The organism is Nocardia sp. NPDC060249, assembly GCF_042728755.1.
In the GTDB taxonomy this organism is placed as follows: Bacteria; Actinomycetota; Actinomycetes; order Mycobacteriales; family Mycobacteriaceae; genus Nocardia.
This window is the reverse complement of sequence record NZ_JBHXAQ010000011.1, coordinates 114,902-130,438: the sequence shown is the minus strand read 5'-3', so window position 1 is coordinate 130,438 and position 15,537 is coordinate 114,902. Positions and strand designations below refer to the sequence as shown.

Annotated in this window: 14 protein-coding genes; 9 read left to right on the top strand and 5 right to left on the bottom strand. The window is 66.7% G+C overall.

Annotated elements, in window-relative coordinates; genetic code table 11:
- The first annotated feature begins 61 nt into the window (after positions 1–61).
- The gene (locus ACFWFP_RS28515; protein ID WP_379300059.1) at positions 62–613 is read left to right on the top strand and encodes a hypothetical protein; all 552 of its coding nucleotides are present in this window, start codon (positions 62–64) and stop codon (positions 611–613) included.
- A 36-nt stretch (positions 614–649) separates the two neighbouring features.
- Here ACFWFP_RS28515 and ACFWFP_RS28510 read toward each other — a convergent pair whose 3' ends face one another.
- Positions 650–1,627 carry a DUF2157 domain-containing protein gene (locus ACFWFP_RS28510; RefSeq protein WP_379300057.1) on the bottom strand — a complete coding sequence of 326 codons (978 nt, stop codon included), beginning with the start codon at positions 1,625–1,627 and terminating at the stop codon, positions 650–652.
- A 135-nt stretch (positions 1,628–1,762) separates the two neighbouring features.
- On the opposite strand from ACFWFP_RS28510, the gene icmF reads away from it, so the two are divergent.
- From icmF to ACFWFP_RS28495, 3 genes are all read left to right on the top strand, one after another.
- Positions 1,763–4,972, top strand: coding sequence for a fused isobutyryl-CoA mutase/GTPase IcmF (gene icmF, locus ACFWFP_RS28505; protein ID WP_379300055.1), 3,210 nt, complete (start codon positions 1,763–1,765; stop codon positions 4,970–4,972).
- 81 nt (positions 4,973–5,053) lie between these two features.
- Complete coding sequence (locus ACFWFP_RS28500; RefSeq protein ID WP_379300053.1) at positions 5,054–6,121, top strand: amidohydrolase family protein; 1,068 nt, start codon at positions 5,054–5,056, stop codon at positions 6,119–6,121.
- Between the two features lie 52 nt (positions 6,122–6,173).
- Complete coding sequence (locus tag ACFWFP_RS28495) at positions 6,174–6,581, top strand: DUF3224 domain-containing protein (protein WP_379300051.1); 408 nt, start codon at positions 6,174–6,176, stop codon at positions 6,579–6,581.
- A gap of 22 nt (positions 6,582–6,603) precedes the next feature.
- On the opposite strand, the gene ACFWFP_RS28490 is transcribed toward ACFWFP_RS28495, so the two are convergent.
- Positions 6,604–7,353, bottom strand: coding sequence for an SWIM zinc finger family protein (locus tag ACFWFP_RS28490; RefSeq protein WP_379300049.1), 750 nt, complete (start codon positions 7,351–7,353; stop codon positions 6,604–6,606).
- Positions 7,353–10,166, bottom strand: coding sequence for an SNF2-related protein (locus tag ACFWFP_RS28485; protein ID WP_379300047.1), 2,814 nt, complete (start codon positions 10,164–10,166; stop codon positions 7,353–7,355). Before ACFWFP_RS28485 ends, ACFWFP_RS28490 begins: the two co-directional genes overlap by 1 nt.
- 199 nt (positions 10,167–10,365) lie before the next feature.
- On the opposite strand from ACFWFP_RS28485, the gene ACFWFP_RS28480 reads away from it, so the two are divergent.
- The 5 genes from ACFWFP_RS28480 to ACFWFP_RS28460 all read left to right on the top strand — a co-directional run bounded on the left by ACFWFP_RS28480 (position 10,366) and on the right by ACFWFP_RS28460 (position 13,085).
- A complete protein-coding gene (locus ACFWFP_RS28480) occupies positions 10,366–10,728 on the top strand; it encodes a hypothetical protein (protein ID WP_379300045.1) in 363 nt (120 codons plus the stop codon).
- Between the two features lie 90 nt (positions 10,729–10,818).
- Complete coding sequence (locus ACFWFP_RS28475) at positions 10,819–11,118, top strand: hypothetical protein (protein ID WP_379300043.1); 300 nt, start codon at positions 10,819–10,821, stop codon at positions 11,116–11,118.
- A 224-nt stretch (positions 11,119–11,342) separates the two neighbouring features.
- Positions 11,343–11,732, top strand: coding sequence for a thermonuclease family protein (locus ACFWFP_RS28470; RefSeq protein ID WP_379300041.1), 390 nt, complete (start codon positions 11,343–11,345; stop codon positions 11,730–11,732).
- 262 nt (positions 11,733–11,994) lie between these two features.
- Positions 11,995–12,711, top strand: coding sequence for a hypothetical protein (locus ACFWFP_RS28465; protein ID WP_379300039.1), 717 nt, complete (start codon positions 11,995–11,997; stop codon positions 12,709–12,711).
- An 8-nt stretch (positions 12,712–12,719) separates the two neighbouring features.
- The gene (locus tag ACFWFP_RS28460) at positions 12,720–13,085 is read left to right on the top strand and encodes a hypothetical protein (RefSeq protein ID WP_379300037.1); all 366 of its coding nucleotides are present in this window, start codon (positions 12,720–12,722) and stop codon (positions 13,083–13,085) included.
- 19 nt (positions 13,086–13,104) lie between these two features.
- Here ACFWFP_RS28460 and ACFWFP_RS28455 read toward each other — a convergent pair whose 3' ends face one another.
- A complete protein-coding gene (locus tag ACFWFP_RS28455; protein WP_379300035.1) occupies positions 13,105–14,226 on the bottom strand; it encodes a hypothetical protein in 1,122 nt (373 codons plus the stop codon).
- Between the two features lie 213 nt (positions 14,227–14,439).
- Positions 14,440–15,531: a DUF4238 domain-containing protein gene (locus tag ACFWFP_RS28450; protein ID WP_379300033.1), complete on the bottom strand. Its 1,092-nt coding sequence runs from the start codon at positions 15,529–15,531 to the stop codon at positions 14,440–14,442.
- Positions 15,532–15,537 lie beyond the last annotated feature (6 nt).

Here is a 15,537-nt window from a genome sequence, read left to right as displayed (position 1 = left end):
AACTGTGGCACGCCGTCTGTGACGCATTCCACCGCGCCCGATTTGCGGCACAATCGTCGGCATGGGCAGCGACCACTTCGTGCGGATCACCCGCCTGCGCGCACTGATCGACCACGAGAACACCGGCGCGGGCGAGCGCGCCACCGCGGAGCGCATGCTCGACCGATTGCTTCGAAAATCCGTGGACCACACTGCTTCCCATGCCGCGCCGGACCGCGTCTACGGGTCGCGGCACCACCGTGCGGGTAGGCACGCGAGTACCGCGTCGATCGTGGAGTCGGTCCGCGAGGACATCGCCTTCGCCCGTACTTTCGTGGCCGCGGGCGCGCCCGGCGAGGTCACCGTCCACAGTCCCCTCGCCGCGGCACCCGCCGAGCTCACCGTGGCCGTGACGACCCCGTTCGCCGACCAGATCGTCGTGACCATCACCGACATCCCACCCGCGTGGGGCTGGGAACCCGACGAATTCGACCGCATCACCGCCACAAAGGACCTGCGGCGACTCGCCGACGAACTCGCCGAGATCATCGACAGCTACAACCACGACGGCGCCGACGTGGGCCCGCGCTTCTTCCGCACGATCCGCGCTCAGGAAACCACCCTGATCCGCTGATCGAACCGTTCCTCCCGAGGCCTCGCGGCCCGCGTGTTACCAGCCACGACCCGGGTCGGCCTTCCTGCCGACCACGACCACGACCCCGGCGGTGAGCACCAGCGCGCCGATCCCCAACACCACGCTCGCGACGACCGGTCCACCGGTGGTGTAGTCGGCCACCACCTGCACGACCGCGACCGCGGTCCCCGCCGCCCCGCCGAGCACCAGCACGGCCTCGCGACGCGACACGTACAGCGCGAAGCAGAGCACCCCGATCAGCGCGGTCAGGCCGGGTCGCCACAGCGATTCGCCGAACGTCACCGATTGCGCCCCGATCACCGCGATCACCCCGCCGAGCAGATATCCGGCCCATTCGGCCACCAGCAGGCGAGCCGACGCGAGTCCGAACCACAGCGCACCGAACACCATCAGCGCGATTCCCTGCCACGGCGACCGGACATCGAACAGCTCCGCGGTGACGCTCAGAATGCTCGCGACACCGAAGCACGCCGTGGCGATCATCCCGAGCACGCTCGGCACCAGCAGATATCCGAGAATCGCGACGAACAGTCCCGCGATCGAGGCCGCGATGGCCGTCGCGTCGCCGTGCTGTCCGTCGAACGCCGTCGCCACCGCCCCGGTCACCGACACCGCGGCCAGCACGAGCAGTACCGCGGCCAACCGCACCCGCCCCGCCGACGCGATCGGCACCCGGCGCAACACCCCCGCGCATCCACCGGCCAGTACCACCGCTCCCCACATCGCGCACCCGGCCACCACCACCAGCAACACCACCCGCCCCGACTGCGCCACCTGCGCCCACGCCTCGTCGATGAACAGGCCCAAACCCGCGGCCACCAGCGCGGCCCCCACGTACGCCACGATCTCGGCGGCCACCCGTCCCCCGCCGGCGCGCCCGGCCCGCTCCTGCTCGTCGACCGCCCGCAGCACCGCCCCTCGCTGCTCCCCGCTGAGCACTCCGGACGCCACGAGTCGCTCCAACGCCACATCCACCCGGTGCTCGCGAACCATCCGCCGAGTATGTCGACCCGCGACGGCGATTCCGCCGCAAGCCGGGCGGGGCGTTTCGCCCCCAAGTGACGCAGTTCACAGTAGAATTAGTTTGATGTCCTAGTATCGGGCGATCTATCAATGGCGGAGGCGGTCATGAGCCTGCACGTTCCGGTGAATCCCGTGCGATTCGTGACCTCGGCGGCGCTGTTCGACGGGCACGACGCGGCGATCAACATCATGCGGCGGATTCTGCAGGCCCAGGGCGCCGAGGTGATCCATCTCGGGCACAACCGGTCGGTGCGCGAGATCGTCGACGCGGTGATCGAGGAGGACGTGCAGGGCGTCGCGGTGAGCTCCTATCAGGGCGGGCACATCGAGTTCTTCGAGTACCTGGCGCAGGCCCTGCGCGAGGCGGGTGCCGGTGAGGTGCGGATCTTCGGCGGTGGCGGCGGGGTGATCGTCGCCGAGGAGATCGAGCGGCTCGCGGCGAGCGGCGTGCGGATCTTCTCCCCCGAGGACGGCCAGCGCCTCGGCTTGCCCGGCATGATCAACGAACTGATCCAGCTCTGCGATGTCGACCCCGCGTGCACCGCCCCCGATCTCGACGCGCTCTATACCGGCGATCGACACGCGCTGGCGCGCACCATCACCTGCCTGCAGCAGGGCTCGCTGCCCGACTCCGATCGTGATGCGATTCTCGCGGCCGCGACCACACGGCGTGTTCCCGTCCTCGGCATCACCGGCACGGGCGGGTCCGGAAAGTCCTCCCTCACCGATGAATTGGTGCGCAGGCTGCGGACCGACCAGCAGGACAAGCTGCGCATCGCCGTGCTCGCGGTGGACCCGACCCGCAGGCGAGCAGGCGGCGCCCTGCTCGGTGACCGGATCCGGATGAACGCCCTCGACGGCGATCACGTGTACTTCCGATCACTGGCCACCCGCGGCAATCACGAACTGCCCGACGATATCGACACCATGATCGCCGCCTGCCGGGCCGCCGGTCACGACCTGATCATCCTCGAGACCCCCGGCATCGGCCAGGGTGACGCGGGCATCGTCGACCACGTGGACGTGGCGCTGTATGTGATGACGCCGGAGTTCGGCGCCGCCTCGCAGCTGGAGAAGATCGACATGCTCGACTACGCCGACGTCGTCGCGATCAACAAGTACGAACGCCGCGGCGCGGCCGACGCGGTCCGCGACGTGGCGCGCCAATTGATCCGCAACCGCGCGGAATTCGGCGCGAGCCCCGCTGACATGCCCGTCTTCGGCACCAGCGCGGCGACCTTCGACGACGACGGCGTCACCGCCCTGTACCAGCACCTCACCGGCCTGCTCACCGAACACGGCCTGGCGCTCGAGCCCGGCGCCCTGCCCCGTGTCGACACCTCGGTCTCCACCCGTTTCGCCCAGCTCGTGCCCCCGTCACGGGTCCGCTATCTGGCCGACATCGCCGACACGGTCCGCGGCTACCACGCCGATACCCGGCGGGAAGCCGCTGCCGCCCAACGGATTCAACGGCTGGCGCTGGTACACGAGGAGCTCCCCGACGACGCGGCGGTCACCGACCTGCTCACGCGGGCCCGGCCCACCCTCTCCGCGGCCTCGACCGCGGCGCTGGCCGAATGGCCGACGGTCGCCGAGAGCTATCGCGGCGACGAACAGGTGGTGCGCATCCGCGACCGCGAACTGCGCACGCCGCTGCGCCGGGAATCTTTGTCCGGCACCAGCATCGCCCGTGTCGCCCTTCCGCGATACACCGACGACGGCGAACTCCTGCGGTTTCTGCGTGCGGAGAACCTGCCCGGCCGATTCCCTTTCACCGCAGGCGTTTTCCCGTTCAAACGCGACAACGAGGACCCCGCCAGGATGTTCGCGGGCGAGGGTGATCCGGCCCGCACCAACCGCCGCTTCAAAGTCCTCAGCGCCCATGCCGACGCCACCCGGCTGTCCACCGCGTTCGACTCCGTCACCCTCTACGGCCACGATCCGGCCGAGCGCCCCGACATCTACGGCAAGGTCGGCACCTCGGGTGTCTCGGTGGCCACCGTCGAGGACATGCGCACCCTGTTCGACGGTTTCGACCTCGGCGCACCGGCCACCTCGGTCTCGATGACCATCAACGGGCCGGCCCCGACGATCCTCGCCTTCTTCCTCAACACCGCGATCGATCAAGCGCTGCGACGCTTCTCCGAGGCCGAGGGCCGCGCACCGACATCGGCGGAAGCCGCCGATGTCCGGGCACGCACGCTGTCGACCGTGCGCGGCACCGTGCAGGCCGACATTCTCAAGGAGGACCAGGGCCAGAACACCTGCCTGTTCTCCACCGAATTCAGCCTGCGCATGATGGCCGACGTCCAGGAATGGTTCGTGCGCAACGAGGTCCGGAACTTCTATTCGGTCTCGATTTCGGGGTATCACATCGCCGAGGCGGGCGCGAACCCCATCAGCCAGCTCGCCTTCACCCTCGCCAACGGATTCACCTATGTGGAGACCTACCTCGCACGCGGGCTGGCGATCGACGATTTCGCCCCGAATCTGTCGTTTTTCTTCTCCAACGGCATGGATCCCGAATACACGGTGATCGGCCGGGTGGCCCGCCGGATCTGGGCGATCGCGATGCGCGACCGCTACGGTGCGGGCGAACGCGCCCAGAAACTCAAGTACCACGTGCAGACCTCGGGGCGTTCGCTGCACGCGCAGGAAATGCAGTTCAACGACATTCGCACCACTCTGCAGGCACTGATCGCCGTCTACGACAATTGCAACAGCCTGCACACCAATGCCTTCGACGAGGCGGTCACCACCCCGACCGAGGACTCGGTGCGCCGCGCGCTGGCGATTCAGCTCATCATCGCCAAAGAATGGGGTCTGGCTGTCAACGAGAATCCGCTCCAGGGCAGTTTCATCGTCGACGAACTCACCGACCTCGTCGAAGAGGCCGTGCTGGTCGAATTCGAGCGGATCAGCGAACGCGGCGGCGTGCTCGGCGCGATGGAGACCGGTTACCAGCGCGGTCGCATCCAGGACGAGTCCATGCGTTACGAGCAGCGCAAACACGACGGATCACTGCCGATCGTGGGGGTGAACACCTTCCGCGGCCGCGACGACGGCACCGAGCACGCACCGCTGGAACTGGCTCGCGGCACCGAAGCCGAACGCCGCTCCCAACTGGACCGGCTGCACAGTTTCCAGGCTGATCACGCCGAGCAATCCCATCGCGCGCTGGCCCGGCTGACCGAGGTCGCGCACACCGACGGCAATATCTTCGACGTGCTCATGGACGCGGCGCGGGTATGCACATTGCAGCAGGTCACCGATGCCTTCTTCGCGGTGGGAGGACAGTATCGGCGCACAGTTTGAGCAGCGTAATCCGTCGCTGCGCGCAGTTGGCGTGTGACAATCGCCGTGAGCTCTGCCAGCGGCGGCGATGGGACGCACAGCATGGATCTGACCGACTTCGACATCATCGATGCCCATATTCACCAATGGGATCCGCACGCCACACCACGCGAGTTCAGCAAGCTCGCGAAATTGATGCGCTGTCTGCCGTTACCGGTCGATATCGTGGCAAAGCTGGCCCCGCTGCGTGACCGCCAATTCGTCGGCGAGCCCAGCGCCTACCTCCAGCCCTATCTGCCCGCCGACTACCGCGCGGACCGCGGAAATACGCCGGTCGAATCGGTGGTGGAAATCGAGGCGCAATGGACGGGCTGGAAGCCCGACGAAACGCGCTGGGTGGCGAGCCTGCCGTTCGGTGTCGACACACCCGCCTTGGCCACGATCATCGGCTCGGCCGACCCGGCCGCCGCGGACTTCGGCGCGGTGCTCGATGCGCACCAGTCCGCGTCGCCGCTGTTGCGTGGCATCCGGACGATGGTCGCCTACCACCCGGATCCCGCCGTGAAGTCCTTCGCCGCCCACGACGGCGCACTCACCGCGCCGGCGTTCCTGAACGGCTTCGGGCAGCTCGCCGAGCGCGGGCTCTCGTTCGACGCGTGGGTGTATTCGGGGCAGCTACCCGAGGTGACGGCGCTGGCCGAACGGTTCCCCGAGGTACCGATCGTGCTCGATCACCTGGGGACGCCCGCGGGCATCTTCGGGCCGGTCGGCAAGGACACCGGGCACACCGCCGGGCAACGGGCGGCCCTGTTCGAGCGGTGGCGCGAGGACCTCACCGATCTGGCCGCGCAGCCGAACGTGGTGGCCAAGGTGAGCGGTCTGATGATGCCGGTGCTCGGGCATCCGGTGCCCCGACGCGGTACTCCGACGCCTGTCCCGGCCCTGCTGGGACGGGTGGGCCCGTTGCTGGCGCACGCGCTGGCGGTGTTCGGCGCCGACCGCCTGATCTGGGGGTCGAACTTTCCGGTCGACAAGCCGATCACGAGCCTGCGCGGCGCGGTGGAAACCGTGTCCACCGCGCTGAGCGACGCGGGCGCGGGCACCGGCGACCTGCGGAAGGTGTTCGGCGGCAATGCCGTCCGGTTCTACCGGATCGAGCCCAGCGCGTGAATCGCGCGCCCGCGAGCCGGTTTCTGTCGGCGGACGGGTTTAGCATCGGCGCATGAAAGCCATCGGCACCTTCGAAGTCACCGCGTTCGACCCCACCGAGCTGACGCCGCAGCCTCCCATCGTCACCGGGATGCCGGTCGGCATCTCGACCATGACGAAGTCCTACGCGGGCGAGATCGAAGGGCTCTCGGCCACGCTGTTCACCGCCGCGTTCGACATGAGCACCGGCGCGGGCACCTATCTAGCGATGGAGTCGTTCGAGGGCGCGCTGCACGGCAAGGCCGGTGCGTTCAACTTCGTCCACTCCGCCACGACCGGCGGTACCGACCGCACCGACGAGTTCTTCCACATCGTCCCCCGCAGCGGCACCGGCGAACTGACCGGCATTACCGGTACCGGCGCCCTGTACGTGGATGCCGAAGGCGGACACCACATCTGGTTCGAGTACGAACTGGGCTGAACCTCGGCTGTCCCCGCGAGACTCAGATATCGAATTCGGAATAGAGCGAGCGCAGTTCGCGTAAGCCGGTGGCCGCGGTCGGTTCGTCCTCGGCCGACATCCGCAGCGCGCGACGCAGTGCAGTCGCGTCGAGGTCGTCGATGACGGCGTGGAATTCCACGCGGGGCAGCTCGGGCAGAACCAGCTCGTCGCCGTAGGGGTCGTCGGAATCGGCGGTGCGCGCGGACTTCTCGACACCCCCGATGAGAGTGTCGAGGTCGAGGCCGCGCAGGGTGAGGATCTCGCTGGGCTGCTCGTCGAGGCGCTCGGCGAGCAGATAGCAGACCGCCGCGACGTGCTTGCACGGCCAGCCCATGTCCGGGCAGCTGCAGGTGAAGTCCAGTTCGGAGGCCGTGGTCGGCAGCAGGTGCGGGCCGAGCGCGGGCGGGAGCGCGCCCGAGGCGATCTCGGCGAGCATGCCGGGCGCCTCCCTGATCTCGGCGAGCAGCAGGTCCACCTCGTCCTCGCGCAGCGGCCGGATCGACAGCACCGAAGTGAACGGGCTCGGCTGGCTGCCCTGCACCTCCGCGGTCACCGCGCCGCGTTCGATCCGGTAGTTCACCACCTGACCGACCCTGGCGTAGGTGCGTCCGCGCGAGAGCCTGCCCGCGTCGGCCACCTTCTCCACCGCGTCGAGCAGCGACTTGCCCCACCAGGTCCGGCCGAAACCGCCGCGAGCCTGGGCGCCGCCGCGCACCGGTTTGCGCGGACCGAACTGGCTGAAGTCGGCCATCAGTCACCCACCGCCTCGGCGCCGAGGGTGAACAGCTCGCGCAGTTCGTCGGTGCTCATCTCGGTGATCCAGTTCTCCCCGGCGCCGACGGCCAGATCGGCCAATTGCTTCTTGCCGTTGATCATTTCGTCGATCCGCTCTTCGATGGTGTCGACGCACACCAGCTTGCGGACCTGCACCGCGCGCTGCTGGCCGATCCGGAACGCGCGGTCGGTGGCCTGGTTCTCGACGGCCGGATTCCACCAGCGGTCCAGGTGGACCACGTGATTGGCGGCGGTGAGGTTCAGGCCGGTGCCGCCCGCCTTGAGCGAGAGCAGCATCAGCGGCGGGCCGTTCTCGCCCTGGAAGCCGGTCACCATATCGTCGCGACGCTGCTTGGCCACGCCGCCGTGCAGGAACGGGATCGGGGTGCCGAACCGTTCGGTGAGGTAGGGCAGGATCAGGTCGCCGAACTCACGGAACTGGGTGAAGAGCAGGGCTTTCTCGCCGTCGGCGAGCACCGCGTCGAGCACGTCCTCCACCAGCGCCAGCTTGCCGGAGCGGTGGCCGCCGCGTCGCAGGATCGGCGACCCGTCGCCCAGGTAGTGCGCGGGGTGGTTGCAGACCTGTTTGAGGCGGGTCAGCGCGCCGAGCACCGCGCCCTTGCGCGCCATCCCTTTCGCGTCTTTGAGCTTGTCCAGCATGTCGTCGACGACGGCCTGGTAGAGGGCGGCCTGTTCGACGGTGAGGTTGGCCCGCACCGTCATTTCCAGCTTCTCCGGGAGGTCGCTGATCACCGCCGGATCGGTTTTGAGCCTGCGCAGCACGAACGGATCGGTGATCAGGCGAAGCCGATCGATGGCCTGCTGGTCGCGTTCGCGTTCGATCGGCACCGCGAACTTGGCGCGAAACGATTGCGGGCTGCCGAGCAGCTTCGGCATCGCGAAGTCGAACAGCGCGCGCAGTTCTTCGAGGCGGTTCTCCACCGGAGTTCCGGTGAGCGCCAGCCGATGTCGCGCGGTGAGCGCTCTGGCCGCGCGCGCCTGCCTGGTCACCGCGTTCTTGATGTGCTGGGCTTCGTCGAGCACGATTCGCTCCCACCGCTGCTCGTTCAGCAGGGTGACATCGCGGGCGAGCAGCGCGTAGGTGGTGATCACCAAGTCCGCATCGGCCACCGCCGCGGCGAATTCCGCTCCCTGGAGCCGACTCGGACCGTGGTGCACGAGCACGCGCAGGTCAGGGGCGAAGCGTTGCGTCTCCCGCTGCCAGTTGCCGACCACCGACATCGGACACACCAGCAGCGTCGGTCCGACCTGTGACGACGGGGCGAAAGTCGCTCCGACCTCGCGTTCGTGCACCAAAAGCGCCAGCACCTGCACGGTCTTGCCCAGACCCATGTCGTCAGCGAGGATCGCGCCGCAGTTCAACCGGCTCATCGTGGCCAGCCAGCTCAGCCCGCGTTCCTGGTAGGGCCGCAGCTGGGCTTTCAGGCCGACCGGCACCGGAACCGGCTCGGGTTCGCTTTCCCTGGCGAACAATTCGGCCGCCCAGCCGTCGGCGGTGACCTCGGTGACCGGAACATTGTCGACCCGCTCGGCGGCGAGTTCACCGATCATGTCGGCCAGGGTGATCGGGCTGTCGTCGGCGTGCAGCGCGACGTAGCGGGCGGCGGCGGCCAGTGCTCGGTGGTCGGCCTGCACCCACTCGCCGCGCAACTGCACCAGATCGGATTTGCTGCTGATCAGCCGTTCCATCTCGGCCTGGGTGAGCACCAGATCGCCGAGCGCCAACTCCCACCGGTAGGAGAGCAGCCCACTGAGGCCGACCGTGGATTCGGCGGCCGCGGGGCTGCTCACGCGCAATCGCATGCTCGGTTCGGCGATGTTCCAAGCGCGCGGCAGCAGCAACCGAATGCCGGCTTCCTGCAGGGCATGTGCGCCGTGGGCCACCAGATCGGCGACCACCTCGGTGGGCAGCAGCAGGTCGAGGCCGCGCGGATCGGTGGGCAGGTCGCGCAGGCGCGGGTAGGCCTTGCGCGCCTGGCCGAGTTTCTCCGCCGCCGTGCGCACGAGCACCGGATCATCGTCGAAGACAACGGGTTTGGGCGCGTCATCAACCGGGCGAAGGCACACCTGGAGTCGCCACAGCGCCACCGATTCGTCGGCCGTGCCGAATTCGCCGTCGGGTTCGCACAGGCGCAACACCAGTTCCGGCTCGTCGGCGGCGTAGCCTTCCCGCCACTGCGTCAGCGTTTCCGACAGGCGGTAGGAGCCGACGTCCAACGGGGTGTCGGCGACCAGCGCGGCGAGCAGCGGGTGCGTCATCGTGCGGTGCGCGAGATATTCGCGGGCGATCGGGTCGGTGAGATGCGCGCACAGGTCGTCGAGCACGGCGGCGGGCGGGCCCGCCACCCGCAGCGCCTGCGGCATCGCGGCGGCCAGCTCGGCCAGCCAGGCCCGTTGCCGTTGTCCGCCGACGAGCCGCCACCGCACCCACCACTGCCCGTCGGCCCGCTCGATCTGTGGCACCACGCGCCCGGCCCGCACCCACCGTTCGACGCCGCGCGCGACGTGGGCGAGGAACCGCAGATCGCCGGAGATGTTCTCGCGCGGCAGTCGGCTGCGCAGCACAACGGCCGCCGTCGGTGGCGCGAGCGCGTGCGCGCGAACCTCGGCGGTCCCGGACTGCCCCTCGGCATCGACGACGAGCACCTGGGCCCGGTGCCGGAACCTGGCGCGATCGAGGATGTCGCCGAGCACCGACCCCACGGCGACCGGCTCCGCGTCGTGCCACAGCAGCAGGCCCGATTCGGGGGACCACAGACCGTGCAGCATGGGCACCATCCAAGCAGGCGGCACCGACACCGATCACGGCCGCCATCCCCCTGGATTTCTCGCCGCAACGAGAACATACTTAAATAACCCCAGGTCATGGGCCGGAACACCCACCGGCGACAACTCCATACGGACCCAGGCGGACCGGACGGATCCGGTTCGACCGATGACCCCCTTGTAATTCGTGCGGAGGGCAGCGATGACGATTCTGCTCCAGGTTCTCGAGCAGAGCTACACACCCAACACCCCATGGGAACGGCGCAAATTCACCTTCATCGACACCACGAAGATCCTCGGCATGCGGCTGGACGGCCAGGCGGGCGTCTGGCTCGATCTGTCGCGGCCAGGCGAATCCCAGCGCCTGGCGCACACCATCGACCCCAGGGAATCCATCACCTTCCTGCTCACCGTCTTCGCCAAGATCGCCGAATGCGAAGACCGTGGCGGTTCGTGGCTGGTCGGCCACGACGGCGTCCATGTCTCCTCGATCGCGGCCACCCGATTCCCGCCCAACCCGGCCGAGCAGGCCGCCGACGACCTGCTCGCGCGAGCCTGGTTATAGGCCGCATCGCCGCCTGACGCGGCCGTTCCCCTCACCCAGCGCTGATCGCGGCGCGGTTGTTGTCGGTGCCACCGGCTACAACATGCGGGTATGGGGAAACCGGCGTGGTTGCTCGTCACAGTGCTCGTGGTTGCCGGGTGCGCGGTGGCCGGACCGGATGAGCCGGTCACACCCGCACCCGGCAGTCCGACGCGCGCCGAGGTCACCGCCCTGCTCGACACGGTGCGCGTGATCGCCGCGCGCCCCCGGCCCGGCGGCTACGAACGTGGATGCAAGGCGGGCCAGGCCTGCGTCTTCGGCCCGGCCTGGACCGACGATTCCGACGCACCGGGCAGCCACGACGGCTGCGACACCCGCATTATCTGGATTGTTAATGGAGATGCGGCGTGATTTCCCTGGTGGTGCGGCAGTGCCCGGTACGACACGGTGCGAGGGACGTGAGGCACGGTGTCGCAGCTGTCTGCACCCTGGTGATGGTCTCGTTGGCTGTGGCATGTGGCCAGGCGCCGGGAGTCGGGTCGGCATCACCTGCCGGTGAGATGCCGAGTCCAGTTCCGGTTCCGGCTGATGCGGAGGGGCCGTTTCCGGTGTCACGGGTGATCGACGGTGACACAGTGTCGATCCTGAAGGACAGCAGGGAGGTGAAGATCCGGATGTTGGGTCTAGACACCCCTGAGACCGAGGATCCGCGCAAGCCGGTGCAGTGCTTCGGGGCCGAGGCGGCGAACCATGCCACACAGATACTGGTCGGCAAGCAAGTAGTGGTGATGCCCGATCCGTCGCAGGACCGCACCGACAAATACGGTCGGCTCCTTGCGTATGTCTGGGTGGACGGGGCGCTGTTCAACCTCAACCAGATCACACAGGGGTTTGGACACGAATACACGTATTCGCACTCGCACCCCTACCGGTATCAGCGCGAGTTCCGCGCCGCAGCGCGGTATGCGCGCGTCCATCACCTGGGGCTATGGAACCCGGCGACATGCAACGGCGTCACGAACTAATACTGCAACGGCACCCGTGTGATGGCTATCGCACTACCGGTGGCGGAGCACCCGCTCGACTGACCACCGAGTGCAGTTGCAGTACTGGCCGCCCCGCACGGATTACGATTGGACTGACCGCCGATAGCCCAGACGCACTGCACCGCAACAGATTCGATGCGACCGAAATTGACCATCGAACCCCCGGCGAAGTAGAGTCCGAGTGGCCCGACCAGCATCGGACCACGCAGGAATATCGAAGACCTGCGAGTTGGAGAATGTGATGTACGAGGAAGTTCTAGGTGGCGAGAATGGACAGGCTCCGCCGATCAAGAGCTACGACACTTCTATCCATCCAAATTTTCCGGTAGTGGACACGAGTAAATTCAAGACGCTTCGCGATTACACCGGTGAGCTGATTCAAGCCAATGCTACCCAAGCGGCGGCCGTGGGGATCTACTTCAGCTCGAGAGATCGCCCCGTCGCCAAAAAATTGTTCGACCACTATTATCGCGTGACCGGTGATGATTACGTGCTGGATGAATCGACGATCGAAAATTGGATCAGCGAAGACCGCCACGCGTACAACAACCCGGCGATTTCAACCTGCCCCGCGGCGATCTCCGCCAACAAGGAGGCCGCGATAAGCCGGGCGATCGCAGAAGTGGACAAGACGCAGAACCCCGTCAAGGTCATCCTGTCCACCGACTGGGTCATCGTCGCCGGAATCTCGAACGATCATGTCCAATCGCTCGGCCGGTACAGCCTTGCCTCGACCACGGTGGTGGTCGCCCATCCAGGTGCGGCCGGATCACATCAGATTGAACTGAGGCAGCAGTCCCACATCTGCGACATCTACAATTTCCATACCGACGACGACTACGGCAACATGGCCCAGTCCGCCGTGAACACCATGGCGCAGAGCGAGGAACTCGGCCTCGCCAAGTCGTTCCTGGTATACGGTTCCGGTGCGGTGCACTCCTGGTCGGGTTCGAAATAGGTGGGGATATGAATGATAGGAACAGCAGGACCGATGATGTACTGGTCCCGGCGATCTTCGGAGTCATCATCGGCGGCTTACTGGCGGTGATCGCCTATTTCCCCTTGGTCGTGCTACTGCAGAACGTCTTCGACGTGCCCGAGCCCACTGCGACTCCCAAGAAATACCGAGGCGACACGGAACCAATCTCGCCGTGGTATTGGATAACGTGGATGGTTCCGGCGCTCGTCGCGATTCCCGCCGGATTGGGATTGTCCTGCTGGCGGCGCATCCGGGTTTTCGCACTGGCGTCTACGGTGACGTTCGTCCTCGGCGCTGCCGCGGTCGCCGCTGTCGTGATTTCCTTCGAGATCAACGGATTCGCACCCGACTGACCTGACCGGAGTAGCCGGGTCAGACGGAGACAGCGTGTTCGAACCACACGTTGTCTCCGTATCCGTACCGAATGGCACCCAGGTCGACGATCACCTTCTCCGGGAGTTCGAATTCGCTCGCGTTGTAGACCGGGGTGGCCCGGCCGGACTCGTAGCCCAAAGCGCCGGAGATCCGCTGGATCGTGGTCGTTATCGCGTCCTGGCGAGTCGCGGCCGACTTCCTCAGCGCGTCGACGGCGGAGGTGATCTGAGATTTGGTCGGCTCGTCCATCGGCTGGTCGATCAGCTGCGCCCAACTGGCCAGGGGGAGCGTGAAATTAGCGAAAGTCATGCGCTTCGTGAGAGCGCTCGCCAGGTCCGCGGCCTGGTTGTAGACAAGCCGTTCGAGCAGTAACGCGCCGTTCTCGACGATCTTGGAGACCGCGTCGAGATCGATGCTGCGGGTGTCGAACGACTGTCCGAGGGTGGTCGCGGTAGCTCCGAACGCGGTCGCGGCTGCACCGGTCCAGTCGGCCTGTATCCACCCGGTGCCCGCGGACAGGTTCTGCGAGTGGGCGAAGTCGTTGATGCCGAGCAGGCCGATACGCTTACCCACCCCCCGCAGCGCCTCCCAGTCCGCTTCCACCGGCGCCAGGTAATCGGCGACAGGCTTGATTCCGATGGTCCGGCCGAGCGGCTCGTCGTAGGAGGTGAGCAGCTCGACGCAACCGGTGACGACCTGGCGGACCGTGCACTGGGCTTCCTCCACGTTCTGCAGGCTGGGCTGCTGCAGGCCGGTGAATCGGCGAACGTCCCCGGCCGGGTTTGTCACTACGACACCCTGCCCGTCGGTCATGGTGGCCGCGGCCTGGTTGATCGACACAGCGTGCTGCTCATCGGAATTTTTGTACGCGGTGGCCGCGGTCCCCAGCCCGGAACCCAGCGTGCCGAGGGCGCTCGTGTCCTTCTGATGGTCGCCAGACAGTGTGGTTTGCAGCTTCTGGATCGGCAGCGACAGCTGTGCCAGCTGTCCGGATGTTCCGGCTGGTAGCGCTAAACCCGGTAGCAATCGGCCCGCGTTCTCGGTGAAATTGACGCCGATGTCCTGGAGATCCAGTGTGAAGCCGGACAGCTTCGACACATCAACAGTGAAGTCGACCATTCCATCCCTCCGAGACAAACGCTGCCCACATGCCGATCCGGCACAGCCGCAGCCGGGTCACCGAGGCTCGGGCCGGGTGAACCGGACACCAATCCTGGCAACCAGCGAATCCAACTCGGCCACATTATGATTCAACACCACACCCTACATCTCCCCGTATGGCCTCAGGAGAGTGCCGTTACAGCACAAGCCGATGTGCGGTACCGCCCGGACCTAGCTAGCGGCAGTCCAACGCTGTAGTGGCCAGGCAGGCGCGTCAGCACGTGCCCAACGACCAGGCGGTGGAAGCACTGCCTCCCAGAAGCTGGATGCGGTCGACCGGTCGAAGGGCGGCAGGGGCGGCAGTGTCATGTGCGCGGCGATGTCGGTGTCCGGTTCTTCGTAGGTGAATTCGAGTGCATTCGAGGCGATTTCCAGGTTGACTGCGCGAGTCTCCTCCGGAGTGAGCGCGAAAGGTGTTTGCATGCGCAACTTTTCGTGTGTTGCCAGCAGTAGTCGATGAGGACCGATCGGAAACAGCACAAATGCCGCTGTGGAAAAGCTCGGCGCCGGATGACGCGGTTGCCCGGGCCAGCCGATCAGCACGACCGGTTCGTCGCAGGTCAGGAGTGGATCGTCGGACGTCACGAGCCACCAGGTGCGCTGAGCCAGATAACCGGTGATGTGATTCCGCCAAACCCCGATCGCCGTGCCGATCGCGTCTGCCTTGGCATCACTGCTGAAATCCGGCCCAGCCAGCATCTCGTCGATGATCTCGTAATGCCGCGCTGGCGTGTAATCACGTCCGAGAGCGGCGCAGACGATCGGCAGAATCACCGGATGATCGAGTGCTTCACGGACATCGAATCGACCCCGAGCAGCGGTGATGTCAAAGTTCGCTGCCCGCGCTCGCGGTGTGCGCTGGCTTTGGAGGCCGACGAACACGGCCAGATTTCCAACCATATTGGGGTCGGTAATCTTCCCGACCGCGCGATCGTCAAGCGACCGAAGCCAGCGCGCCGCAGCATCCTCGATCCTGCCCATGTGGGTCTCGAACCAGAGGTCCGGTTCCTGGGCGGGATCGATGTCGCTACCAACGATCTGATAGAAGAATTCGTCGTTCGCGATCGCCTCCGGAACATCGAGGTCACTGTGGCCGGTCGCGAGCTCGGTGAACCGTAGTTGGCGTTCGGGTCCGGCCGTCCATCGGCGCAAATACATCTGTGGGACAAAGTGGTGTATCCGCGTGCGCTGCGAGTTGTTGCGCGTGAGTTCCTTGGATCGTTCGATCTCCGCGTCGCTGAGCCACTTGTTGACGATCGCCATGATCGA